Here is a 12,129-nt window from a genome sequence, read left to right as displayed (position 1 = left end):
AAGGCTAAAAATGGCAACACTTAAACAAATACTTGGTACTGAAAATGCAAAATATTTCTCGAAAATCGAGGCGTATTTAGATTTAGATTTCCGTACAATTTGCTCGGATAGTCGCCAAGCTCAGTCAGGCGCATTATTCCTTGCTGTTAAAGGGCAACAAGTAGATGGCCGTAAGTTTATTGATAGTGCCATTGCTCAAGGCGCAAAAGCCGTTTTATTTGAAACAGATATACCTGAACAACACCTAAACTTTGTCTTCAATGAGCATATTCCTTGCTTTGCATACTATCATCTTGGTCAGTCTGTTAGCCTATTAGCAGGAAATTTTTACCATCATCCAGCTGAAAAATTAACTTTAGTTGGGGTTACTGGTACAAATGGTAAAACCACAATTAGCCAATTACTCGCACAATGGGCAAACCTTCTTGGCGAACGTAGTGCCGTCATGGGTACAATTGGTAATGGTTTACTGAATCACCTCCACACAAGCCAAAACACCACAGGTTCACCATTACAAATTCAACAATGCCTTGCCGATTTCATTAAAGAAAAAGCGACTTTCTGCGCCATGGAAGTTTCTTCTCATGGACTCGATCAGTATCGTGTTGCAGGTTTGCCCTTTAAAGCGGCTATCTTTACTAATTTAAGTCGTGATCATTTGGATTACCACCATACTATGGCAAATTATGCCGATGCGAAAAAACGCCTATTTAGCGATTTTCATTGCCCGCATAAGATCATTAATGCAGATGATGATATTGGTAAAAAATGGCTTATCCAATTCAAAGATGCTATCGCAGTAAGTTGTCAAACAAATTTTGTTCCAAACCAATCTCAATGGCTTCATGCAAGCTCCATTCAATTTAATGCAAATGGTGTCGATATCACTTTTAATTCGACATGGGGAAATGGGATTATCAAAACTGGATTAATTGGTGCCTTTAATGTGAGTAATCTCCTTTTAACATTAGCCACTCTTTTAAGTTTAGGTTATCCACTTTCCCAATTGTGCCAGACTGCTTCCCAACTTAAAGGCGTATGTGGACGCATGGAAATGTTGAATAAAACAGGTTTTGCAACCGCAATTGTAGATTACGCTCACACACCAGACGCCTTACAAAAAGCATTAGCTGCTGCACGTCTCCATTGCCACGGGACTTTATGGTGCATTTTTGGATGTGGTGGAGATCGAGATCGAGGTAAACGTCCAATTATGGGAAGCATTGCTGCAGAATTTGCTGATGAGGTTATCCTTACAGATGACAATCCAAGAACAGAAAATGCGGCTCAAATCCTGTTGGAAATTCAAACTGGTATGCCACAAGATCATTCACACTGGCAGGCTATCCATGACCGTAAACAAGCAATCGAATATGCGCTCTCTCATGCGACAGTAGATGACGTTATTTTGATCGCAGGAAAAGGGCATGAAGATTATCAAATTATTGGAAAAGAATATTTACACTTTTCCGATCAAGAAGTTGTTAAAAATTATCAAGAAGATAAAACATTATGATTAAGATTACCACAGAGAAATTAAGCGAAATCTTAGACGGTGAACTGGTTGGTAATGGCGATATCACGCTAAGCAATATCAGTACGGATAGCCGTAAACCGTGTCAAGATGGCATCTTTTTTGCATTAAAAGGTGAAAATTTTAATGGTCATCGCTATGTAAATGATGCGATCGAGCAAGGTTGCCGTGCATTAGTTGTTGAAAAACTCTGTAAAATTTCTGAAGACGCTCAAGTTGCGCAAATTATCGTTAAAAATAGTAAACTTGCGCTAGGTAAATTAGCCAAGTGGTTGAAATTCACACTTTCTCCGCAAACTGCTGCTATTACAGGCTCATCGGGAAAAACAACCGTCAAAGAAATGACGGCAGCTATTTTGCAACAAACTGCTCATCGCCTCGGTTTAAATAACGATGCCGTCTTATTTACTCAGGGTAATTTTAATAATGATATTGGCGTACCGCTTACTCTTTTACGCTTAACTGAACAAACAAAATTTGCAGTTATTGAGTTAGGTGCAAATCACCTTAAAGAAATTGCCTATACCACTAAAATCGCTAATCCAGATATTGCAGTCATTAATAACTTTGCACATGCTCATTTAGAAGGTTTTGGTTCATTACAAGGCGTCGCTAAAGCAAAAGGCGAAATTTTCCTTGGGTTAAAAGAAAATGGTACGGCTGTTATCAATTTAGACTGTCAAGATCTTCCACTATGGCAAAAAAATATTGCAGATCGTGAAATTCAATCTTTTTCCATAAAAGATCCGCAAGCCGACTATTTTGCAGATGATATTTTGCTCCTCGCACAAGGTACTACCTTTAATTTACATACCCCTGCTGGCGATATGGAAATTTATCTTCCATATGCGGGTATGCATAATGTCAGCAATGCTCTTGCTGCTACCGCACTTGCAATGAAATTAGGAGCAAATTTAAACGACGTTAAACAAGGATTGCATCAGCGTATGCAGGTTAAAGGTCGTCTTTATTTTGAAGATATCAATGACCATCTAACCCTCATTGATGACACTTACAATGCCAACGTGTCTTCTATGAAAGCGGCTATCTCTGTTTTAAAACAGCAATCTGGTTTCCGCATTTTAGTTTTAGGCGACATGGGTGAACTTGGTGAAAATAGTACAACTTGTCACCAACAAGTAGGCGAATTTGCTAAAAATGCACAATTGGATTGTGTTTTCACGTTAGGTGAGAAAAGTCAAAGTATTGCTAAGATTTGTGGCGGTAAAGCCTTTTTCAATCTAGAAGATATGATGGCATTCCTTATTCCTTTTGTTCAATCTAAATGCCAACAACAAAAAGTCACATTACTCGCAAAAGGATCTCGTTCAATGCATATGGAAAATGTCATCAGTTCATTAAAGGATAATTTATCATGTTAGTTTGGTTAAGTAGTTATTTACAACATTTTTATACTGGTTTCGGTGTTTTTCAATATCTCACCGTACGTGCCATTATGGCTTTGCTTACAGCATTACTTATCTCACTTTGGATAGGACCAAAAGTCATTCGTCGCTTACAAATTTTAAAATTTGGACAAGAAGTTCGTAATGATGGTCCACAAAGCCACCTCAGTAAACAAGGTACACCAACAATGGGCGGTATCATGATTTTATTCGCGATTACCGTTACAACTTTACTTTGGGCAAATTTAACTAATCCGTATATTTGGGTATCATTATTTGTTCTCTTAGGATTTGGGGCTATCGGTTTTGTCGATGACTATCGCAAAATTACGCGCAAAAATACTGACGGTCTTGTTGCCCGCTGGAAATATTTTTGGCTTTCTGTTGTGGCGCTAATCGCTGTTTTTATTCTATATGCAATTGGCAAAAATACTGATGCGACACGTTTAATCGTACCATTCTTTAAAGAATATATGCCACAACTTGGGCTCTTCTATATCGTACTTTCTTACTTCGTAATCGTAGGGACCAGCAATGCAGTAAACCTTACTGACGGTCTAGATGGTTTAGCCATCGTTCCAACTATTTTAGTTGCTGGTGCATTTGGTCTAATTGCTTGGGCGACTGGGAACGTTGACTGGGCAAAATACCTCTATATCCCCTATATTAAATACGATGCCGAAATGGTCGTATTCTGTACTGCTATTGTCGGCGCAGGTTTAGGTTTCTTATGGTTTAACACTTACCCTGCCCTCGTTTTCATGGGGGATGTCGGTTCGCTTGCTCTAGGGGGAGCATTAGGAATTATTGCGGTACTTGTTCGCCAAGAATTATTACTTGTTATTATGGGAGGCCTATTCGTCGTAGAAACTCTATCAGTAATCTTACAAGTTGGATCTTATAAATTACGTAAAAAGCGTATTTTCAGAATGGCACCTATCCACCACCATTTTGAATTAAAAGGCTGGCCAGAAACACGCGTTATTATCCGTTTTTGGATCTTATCTTTTATCTTAGTGCTTCTTGGTCTAATCACCTTAAAATTACGCTAATAAATTCATACGTTAGAAAAGAGAGAAAAATATGAAAAGCCTTTTTAAAAATAAAAATATTTGTGTTGTAGGTTTAGGGAAAACAGGCTTATCTTGCGTGGATTTTTTACAAAAACAGCAAGCGAATATTTTTGCAATGGATACACGTAAAAATTTTACCTTACCTCAAAATTTTCCGAGTACAGTTGCCGTCGAAATTGGTAGCCTAAATGAAGAATGGCTTCTTAAAAGTGATTTAATCATTTTAAGTCCTGGTCTCTCTCTTAAAACACCTGAAATTCAATCTGCTATTTCAGCGGGTAAAAAAGTTGTAGGTGATATTGAAGTCTTTTGCCAAATGGCAAAAAAACCGATTCTAGCAATTACAGGTTCAAATGGAAAAAGTACAGTAACAACATTAGTTACAGAAATGGGGAAAGCTGCTGGCTTAAATGTTGGTATGGGAGGCAATATTGGTATTCCTGCACTTTCTTTATTGGACAAAAACTGTGATTTATATGTATTAGAACTTTCTAGTTTCCAACTAGAAACTACCTATAGCTTAAGCGCTCAAGGTGCGACTGTGCTTAATATCAGTGAAGATCACCTCAATCGCTACAAAGACTTAGAAGATTATCGCCAAGCAAAATTAAAAATTTATCAACGTTGCCGTTATGCAATAACCAATGGTGAAGATCCGCTTACAAAATGGGAGTCTTATATTCAAGACGCCCCAATTTTCGATAAAATTTTTGCGGAAAATGGTGGCGATTACTGGATCAAAACGAAAAATGATAAACGTTATTTAATGGCAAAAGACGAAACAATTCTTGCTTGTGATGAAATGGGAATTAAAGGTCGTCATAACGAAATGAATGCTCTTGCTGCAATTGCACTTGCTGAAAGTACCAATATTCCTCGAGATGCCATCCGCCAAGCACTAAAAGAATTTACAGGGCTGTCACATCGTTTCCAATGTATCCATGAGAAAAATGGCGTGCAATGGATTAATGATTCAAAAGCAACTAACGTAGGTAGCACGGTTGCCGCATTAGCGGGCTTACCGCCATTAAAAGGCAACTTGCATTTACTACTTGGTGGTGATGGTAAAGGGGCTAATTTTGATGAATTAAAGCCTTACCTAAATAAGCCTAATATTTATACCTATTGTTTCGGACAAGACGGCCAAACATTGGCAAATTTATCCAAACAAAGTACTCATGTATCAACAATGAAAGAAGCCATTGATCTTATAAAAACACAAGTGAAGTCGGGGGATATGGTTCTACTTTCCCCTGCTTGCGCAAGTTTAGATCAATTCCGATCATTTGAAGAACGTGGGGATATTTTCACTGCTTTAGCGAAAGAATAAAAATTATGAATATGCTCCGCAATTTTTATCGAAAATATGAAAAATGGTTCCAAATTACGCCACCTGACGCAAGTTACGATCGTGGTTTGGTCTTACTATTTATCTTTTTTCTACTTCTCGGTTTAGTTGCTGTTTTTTCTGCGTCAGTTCTCGATCCTGCTTATTTAGCAATGAAACCTGCCCAGAAATTAACACATCATCCTGATATGTTCCGTTTTTTAAAAAGCGACACTAAGAATGTTATTTTAGCCTTTATCCTATTTTGTATTGTACTTTGCATTCCAATGAAAACTTGGAAAAAGAAACTCAATGCGCCTCTATTCGTTCTTACATTGGGTATGCTAATTCTCCTTGCACTAGGAATAGGACATAAAATTAATGGGGCAACACGCTGGATCCCGCTCGGCATAATGAACTTCCAACCAGCTGAATTATCAAAACTCGTACTAATCTGTTTCCTTGCTAGCTATATTGCTAGACGTTACGAAGAGGTCCGTACTAAAAAACTGAGTTTGGCTAAACCCGCAGCAGTTGTTTTACTTTTCGGCGTTCTACTTTTACGTCAACCCGATACAGGAACAGCGGCAGTATTAGCGATGATCATGCTAGCCATGTTTATTATGGCAGGCGTTAAAAAGAAACAAATTCTTGTCACTGTTGCCATTTTAGGAGTCGTATTTACTGCAACAATTTTAATGAACCCATATAAATTAGCTCGGGTATCCAATTTTACGAATCCATTTAGTGATCCTTATGGTAAAGGTTATCAATTAAGTAACTCACTCATTGCCTTTGGGCGGGGAGGAATTTTTGGTGAAGGTTTGGGAAACTCTATCCAAAAATGGGCATATCTACCTGAACCGCATACTGACTTTATTATGGCCGTATGGGGAGAAGAATTGGGCTTAGTTGGTATTTTATTCATGATTTCCCTTTTATGCATTCTTATTTGGAAAGCATTAAAAATCTCTAAAGATGCTTTAGAACTCGAAAATCGTTTTGGTGGTTTTTTTGCTTGCGGAATCGCAACGCTCATATTCTGCCAAGGCTTTGTAAATTTAGGTGCAGCGCTAGGTCTATTACCAACGAAAGGGCTTACCTTTCCTCTCATCAGTTATGGCGGCTCAAGTTTATTAATTATGGCAACAGCCATCGCCGTTTTATTACGTATTGACTATGAAAATCGTCAACAACGTTTACAAAATAAAGAAGAACAAGGACAGCAAGATTATGCAACAGCATAACAAAAAAAGATTACTCGTAATGGCAGGCGGTACTGGAGGGCATGTATTCCCAGCCATTGCCGTTGCTCAAGAATTACAAGCAAAAGGCTGGGAAATTTTCTGGCTTGGTACAAAGGATCGTATGGAAGCCCAATTAGTGCCTAAATACGGCATTCCTATTGAATTTATCCAAATTTCTGGATTGCGGGGCAAGAGTTTTAAAAGTCTATTAAAAGCCCCTTTTGCTATTTTCCGAGCAATTTTGCAAGCTCGAAAAATAATCAAAAAAATTAAACCTGATGCCGTTTTAGGAATGGGTGGATATGTTTCAGGTCCAGGTGGTGTCGCAGCAAAACTCTGTGGCGTCCCTGTCGTACTCCATGAACAAAATGCAGTTGCAGGCTTAACAAATGCATGGCTTGCTAAAATCGCAACAAAAGTCATGCAAGCATTTCCGACCGCATTCAAAGATGCAGAAGTAGTCGGTAATCCTGTGCGTGAAGTGTTTTGGGCTCAACCTCTCCCAAATGAGCGTTTTGCGGATCGTAGTGGGAAATTACGTATTTTTGTTGCTGGCGGTAGCCAAGGTGCAAAAATTTTAAATGATGTTATCCCCCAATTTGCCGCCCAGTTTAAAGATAAAGTCATTATCCATCATCAAGTGGGTGCAAATAATATCGAGAAAGTCAAAGCACTTTATGAAGCTAATCATGCGATGAGTAATGATATCCAATTATCTGAATTTATTGATGATATTGCTACCGAATATGCATGGGCAGATTTAGTAATTTGCCGATCTGGTGCCTTAACAGTATGCGAAATAGCAGCTATTGGTGCAGCTGCGATCTTTGTACCTTTCCAACATAAAGATCGCCAACAATATCTAAATGCAGAATTTCTTGCGAAAAAAGGGGCGTCAATTATTATTGAGCAAAATGAATTTACCCCTGAAAAACTTGCACATACCTTTGAAAAGCTTGATCGCTCAGTACTTCTAGAAATGGCCAATATTGCCAAAGATCAAGCTACACCACAAAGTGCAAAAATTGTAGCGAATGAAATTATTAAAATTACAAAATAAAAGTAAAGGATTATCAATGCAACATAAAAATCAAAATGCTTTTATCCCAGCAATGCGTCGTATTAAACGCATCCATTTTGTCGGCATTGGCGGTGCTGGCATGGGGGGAATCGCAGAAGTTTTATTGAACGAAGGATATGAGATTAGCGGTTCAGATTTACAGCCAAATGCCACAACTATTCATCTTATGGATAAAGGGGCAAAAATTACCTTTGCTCACCAAGCAGAAAATATTGATAACGTTGATGTAGTGGTAATTTCTAGTGCTATTAAAAAAGATAATATCGAAATTGTTACCGCAATCGAAAAACATGTTCCTGTTATTCAACGTGCGCAGATGTTAGCAGAAATTATGCGTTTCCGTTACGGTATTGCAGTAGCAGGTACACATGGGAAAACCACGACCACTGCGATGTTAGCCACTATTTTTGCACATGCAGATCTTGACCCAACTTTTGTAAATGGTGGATTAGTAAAATCACTTGGAACGAATGCCCATCTAGGTGACAGTCGTTATCTTATTGCGGAAGCCGATGAAAGTGACGCTTCATTTTTACACTTACAACCTATGGTATCAATTGTTACCAATATTGAACCTGATCATATGGATACCTATCATGGTGATTTTGAAGAAATGAAACAAACTTATGTGAACTTCCTTCATAATCTACCTTTCTATGGTCTTGCTGTCCTCTGTGGAGACGATACAGAATTAATGAGTTTACGGGATCGTATTGGTCGCCCTATTCTTACTTATGGTTTCTCAGATAATGTCGATTATCAAATTAAAAATTACCACCAACAAGGATTCCAAGGTCATTTTGATATCGCTTGCCCTAGTGGTAAAGAATTACACGTAACACTCAATGTTCCAGGGCACCATAACGCCTTAAATGCCACAGCTGCCCTTGTTGTGGCTAAAGAAGAAGGCATTGAGATCGAAAAAATTATTGATGCACTCCAACAATTCCAAGGAGCAGGTCGTCGTTTTGATGAACTTGGTGAATTTGATGTAAACGGCAAACAAGTCATGCTTGTGGACGATTATGGTCATCATCCTACGGAAGTAAATGTTACTATCCAAGCAGCACGCCAAGGCTGGGAGAAAAAACGCCTTGTCATGATTTTCCAACCACATCGTTACTCAAGAACACGTGATCTCTTTGATGATTTCGTCCGTGTATTATCCCAAGTAGATGTACTATTAATGTTAGATGTGTATGCCGCAAGCGAAGCCCCTATTGCAGGTGCAGATAGCCGTAATTTATGCCGTTCCATTCGTAATCTTGGCAAAGTAGATCCAATTTTAGTAGCAGATAAAAATCAACTTGCAGAAGTATTAGAACAAGTTTTACAAGATGACGATTTAATTCTCGCTCAAGGTGCGGGAGATATCAGCCGTTTATCACGCAGTCTTGCTGAGAAATGGTCAAAATAATTTACTTAAATATTAGTTGCCCAATTAATTCAAAGAGAAAAGAAAATGAAAGCATTAAAAGAAGAAAAAATTGCTGTCCTCATGGGTGGCTCATCTGCAGAACGTGAGATTTCACTACAATCTGGTGCAGCGGTTCTTAACGCATTAAAATCTCAAGGTTTTAATGCTGAAGGCATTGATCCACAAAATTATCCTGTTGCTACATTAAAAGAGGCTGGATTTGATCGTGTATTTAATATTTTACACGGTCGTGGTGGTGAAGATGGTACGATGCAAGGCTTATTAGAACAGATCCACTTACCTTACACGGGTTGTGGTGTTTTAGCTTCTGCTCTTTCTATGGATAAAATGCGTACAAAAATGATGTGGCACGCATACGGTCTTCCCGTTGCCAAAATGGTTGTTATCACTCGCAATACTCTTAATAATTTAGATCCTGTCGCCATAGAAAAAGAACTTGGCATGCCAGTTATGGTCAAACCATCATTAGAAGGGTCTAGCGTGGGTTTAACCAAAGTAAAAAATGTAGAAGATTTAAAATCAGCTGTGTTACACGCTCTAGAATTTGATGAAACAGTACTGATTGAAGAATGGCTTGATGGTGAAGAATTCACTGTGCCAATTTTAGGTGAAGAAGCACTCCCAGCTATCAAAATTGTGCCTGCAAACGAATTCTATGATTATGAAGCTAAGTATCTGCTAGATAATACGCAATATTTTTGCCCAGCTGGGTTAAGCGATGAGAAAGAACAAGAAATTCGTCAATTAGCTAAAGCGGCATTTAATGCACTCGGTTGTCGTGGTTGGACGCGTATTGACATTATGAGTAATGCGAAAGGTGAATTCCGCCTTGTTGAAGCAAATACTTGCCCAGGAATGACAAGCCATAGCTTATTTCCGAAATCAGCTGCACAAGTTGGCTATTCCTTTGAACAATTAGTCGTGAAAATCTTGGAGTTAACACGTTAATGGCAAAAAGTACCCAAATCATCAAGCAATACTGGTATTTGGTTAAAAACACTGTTTTTAGAAAATGGTTCTTTATCAGCTTGTTGTTTATAATAGGCTTTATTGCGATCATGAATGCACCTTGGATATCAATTATTGATAATTTAGATACACAACCTTTAGACAAAATCACTTTAAAAGGTGATCGTATCTATACACAAGAAGAAGATATTCAAGATGCTTTAGAACGTATGGGCGGCCTAAAAAGTTTTTTGGCTCAGGATACCCAACAAATTAAAAATCAACTTGCACAATTATCGTGGATAAAAACATTAGTAGTACATAAACAGTGGCCAGATAGTTTATACCTTTGGGTACAGGATTATCAGCCTATCGCAATGTGGAATGGAAATAATTTTCTTGCGGATGATGGAACAATTTTTTCTTTGCCACCCGATAAGAATTATCCAAGCAATTTACCGAACTTAAACGGTCCAAATAATAAAACCCAATTGTTGCTGTCAGTATGGAATGCAATGTCTGCCCAATTACAGCAACAACATTTAATTTTAAAAAAATTATACTTAACCGACCGTGGAGCGTGGACAGCCATCATATCTAATGGAATGGTGCTGAAACTAGGTAGCTCAAATTGGGAGAATAAATTAGCAAATTTCTCTAAAATTTATCCTAATATTGAGATCCCTGCGGACAAAAAAATAGCCTATGTTGATCTACGTTATCCTTCTGGTGCAGCAGTAAAATTGATTGATAGCGATTCAAATCAAAGTGAGAACAAAAAATGAAAAATAATGGTGAACAAAAACTTATCGTTGGTCTTGAAATTGGCACCTCAAAAGTGGCTGCCGTAGTAGGTCAGGTCTTCCCTAATGGGATGATCGAGGTAAGCGGCTTTAGCTCTCATCCTTCAAAAGGAATTAGTCAGGGCGGTATCACTGATTTGAATGCCATTGCTAATGCTATTCAACGAGCTATTGAATCAGCAGCTGATGTAGCTCATTGTCAAATTGAAAGCGTAATTATTTCTATTACAGGTAAACATATTCATTCTCTTAATGAAAGTGGTGTTGTGGCCATTGGTGAAGATGAAGAAGTCACACAAGAAGACATTGATCAAGCCGTCATGACTGCTCGTTCTGTTAAAATTGGTGATGGGCTTTCACTTCTCCAAGTTATTCCCCAAGAATTTGCACTGGATGATCGTATGAATATTACAGACCCTCTTGGTTTACAAGGTATGCGTCTCACCGCACGTGCACATTTAATTGCTTGCCAGCAAGCCGCATTAGCAAATCTCAAAAAAGCTGTCGGACTATGTCATTCTAAATTAAACATCCCATTACAAGTTGATCGTGTATTCTATTCAGGCTACGCCTCTGCTGAAGCTGTTTTAACGGAAGATGAAAAAAATCTTGGCGTTTGTGTCATTGATTTCGGTGCAGGAACAATGGATATTGCCGTCTATACACAAGGGAAATTACGTTTAAGTAAATCCCTTACTTATGCGGGCAATCGTGTTACTAATGATATTACTCATTATTTCTCTACTCCATTCCATGAAGCAGAAGAAATTAAAATTCAATATGGAAGTGCGATGTATCCACCACGTACTCAACAAAATGCCGAAATTAAAATTAAAAGTGCAACGCCAGGTCGTGTTTTAACTTGTGATAAAAGTGAATTATCAGAAATTATTGCGCCTCGTTATTTTGAATTATTAAATCTGGTTAAAACAGAATTAAACAAATTAAAAGAAGAGCTTGATAGTAAAAAAATCAATTCTGAATTAATTTCTGGCATTGTTATTACAGGTGGGGCAGCCCTTACTCAAGATTTAGTCCAATGTGCAGAGATCGTATTCCAGTGTCCTGTAAGAATTGGATACCCTATTGATGTTTCTGGTATGACAGATTACGTAAATAATCCAGCGTATTCTACAGCAATTGGTTTATTACGTTGTTATCAAAACCAAGATACAGGTATTGAAGATAAAGATGAAGACAGTTTATCCAAAAAACTCTATTTTAAATTGAAAAAATTTGTCAATAAAGTTAGGTCAGAGTTTTAAAATGTAT

At 38.0% G+C, this 12,129-nt stretch carries 10 protein-coding genes; all 10 read left to right on the top strand.

From position 1 onward, the window contains the following. Positions 1-10 precede the first annotated feature (10 nt). From murE to ftsA, 10 genes are read left to right on the top strand one after another with little or no spacing between them, the layout of a single operon-like run. Positions 11-1,516, top strand: a complete 1,506-nt coding sequence (gene murE, locus EL259_RS05330) for a UDP-N-acetylmuramoyl-L-alanyl-D-glutamate--2,6-diaminopimelate ligase (protein ID WP_126599683.1) — start codon at positions 11-13, stop codon at positions 1,514-1,516. After that, the gene (locus EL259_RS05325) at positions 1,513-2,916 is read left to right on the top strand and encodes a UDP-N-acetylmuramoyl-tripeptide--D-alanyl-D-alanine ligase (RefSeq protein ID WP_126599681.1); all 1,404 of its coding nucleotides are present in this window, start codon (positions 1,513-1,515) and stop codon (positions 2,914-2,916) included. The genes murE and EL259_RS05325 overlap by 4 nt, the downstream gene beginning before the upstream one ends. After that, complete coding sequence (mraY, locus tag EL259_RS05320) at positions 2,910-3,992, top strand: phospho-N-acetylmuramoyl-pentapeptide-transferase (RefSeq protein WP_126599679.1); 1,083 nt, start codon at positions 2,910-2,912, stop codon at positions 3,990-3,992. Before EL259_RS05325 ends, mraY begins: the two co-directional genes overlap by 7 nt. A gap of 31 nt (positions 3,993-4,023) precedes the next feature. Continuing rightward, the gene (gene murD, locus EL259_RS05315; RefSeq protein WP_126599677.1) at positions 4,024-5,343 is read left to right on the top strand and encodes a UDP-N-acetylmuramoyl-L-alanine--D-glutamate ligase; all 1,320 of its coding nucleotides are present in this window, start codon (positions 4,024-4,026) and stop codon (positions 5,341-5,343) included. A 5-nt stretch (positions 5,344-5,348) separates the two neighbouring features. Next, a complete protein-coding gene (gene ftsW, locus EL259_RS05310; protein ID WP_126599676.1) occupies positions 5,349-6,587 on the top strand; it encodes a putative lipid II flippase FtsW in 1,239 nt (412 codons plus the stop codon). Then, positions 6,574-7,647, top strand: coding sequence for an undecaprenyldiphospho-muramoylpentapeptide beta-N-acetylglucosaminyltransferase (murG, locus tag EL259_RS05305; RefSeq protein WP_126599674.1), 1,074 nt, complete (start codon positions 6,574-6,576; stop codon positions 7,645-7,647). The genes ftsW and murG overlap by 14 nt, the downstream gene beginning before the upstream one ends. Before the next feature lie 16 nt (positions 7,648-7,663). Then, positions 7,664-9,085 (top strand): UDP-N-acetylmuramate--L-alanine ligase, encoded by a 1,422-nt coding sequence (gene murC / locus EL259_RS05300; protein ID WP_172594223.1) that lies wholly within the window; start codon positions 7,664-7,666, stop codon positions 9,083-9,085. Positions 9,086-9,130: 45 nt separating this feature from the next. Continuing rightward, on the top strand, positions 9,131-10,054 hold the full coding sequence (locus EL259_RS05295) for a D-alanine--D-alanine ligase (protein WP_126599670.1): 924 nt from the start codon (positions 9,131-9,133) through the stop codon (positions 10,052-10,054). Beyond that, positions 10,054-10,839 carry a cell division protein FtsQ/DivIB gene (locus EL259_RS05290; protein ID WP_126599668.1) on the top strand — a complete coding sequence of 262 codons (786 nt, stop codon included), beginning with the start codon at positions 10,054-10,056 and terminating at the stop codon, positions 10,837-10,839. The genes EL259_RS05295 and EL259_RS05290 overlap by 1 nt, the downstream gene beginning before the upstream one ends. Next, complete coding sequence (ftsA, locus tag EL259_RS05285; RefSeq protein WP_126599666.1) at positions 10,836-12,122, top strand: cell division protein FtsA; 1,287 nt, start codon at positions 10,836-10,838, stop codon at positions 12,120-12,122. The genes EL259_RS05290 and ftsA overlap by 4 nt, the downstream gene beginning before the upstream one ends. Positions 12,123-12,129: the final 7 nt, after the last annotated feature.

This window comes from Actinobacillus delphinicola (genome assembly GCF_900638385.1).
In the GTDB taxonomy this organism is placed as follows: domain Bacteria; phylum Pseudomonadota; class Gammaproteobacteria; order Enterobacterales; family Pasteurellaceae; genus Actinobacillus_C; species Actinobacillus_C delphinicola.
The sequence above is the reverse complement of the archived record's forward strand: the minus strand, read 5'-3'. Positions and strand labels throughout refer to the sequence as shown.

Excerpts from the sequence above, each read along its gene's own strand:
- murG (WP_126599674.1), top strand. The coding sequence starts at position 6,574 with ATGCAACAGCATAACAAAAAAAGATTACTCGTAATGGCAGGCGGTACT.
- mraY (WP_126599679.1), top strand. The coding sequence starts at position 2,910 with ATGTTAGTTTGGTTAAGTAGTTATTTACAACATTTTTATACTGGTTTC.
- murC (WP_172594223.1), top strand. The coding sequence starts at position 7,664 with ATGCAACATAAAAATCAAAATGCTTTTATCCCAGCAATGCGTCGTATT.
- ftsW (WP_126599676.1), top strand. The coding sequence starts at position 5,349 with ATGAATATGCTCCGCAATTTTTATCGAAAATATGAAAAATGGTTCCAA.
- EL259_RS05290 (WP_126599668.1), top strand. The coding sequence starts at position 10,054 with ATGGCAAAAAGTACCCAAATCATCAAGCAATACTGGTATTTGGTTAAA.
- ftsA (WP_126599666.1), top strand. The coding sequence starts at position 10,836 with ATGAAAAATAATGGTGAACAAAAACTTATCGTTGGTCTTGAAATTGGC.
- EL259_RS05325 (WP_126599681.1), top strand. The coding sequence starts at position 1,513 with ATGATTAAGATTACCACAGAGAAATTAAGCGAAATCTTAGACGGTGAA.
- murD (WP_126599677.1), top strand. The coding sequence starts at position 4,024 with ATGAAAAGCCTTTTTAAAAATAAAAATATTTGTGTTGTAGGTTTAGGG.
- EL259_RS05295 (WP_126599670.1), top strand. The coding sequence starts at position 9,131 with ATGAAAGCATTAAAAGAAGAAAAAATTGCTGTCCTCATGGGTGGCTCA.
- murE (WP_126599683.1), top strand. The coding sequence starts at position 11 with ATGGCAACACTTAAACAAATACTTGGTACTGAAAATGCAAAATATTTC.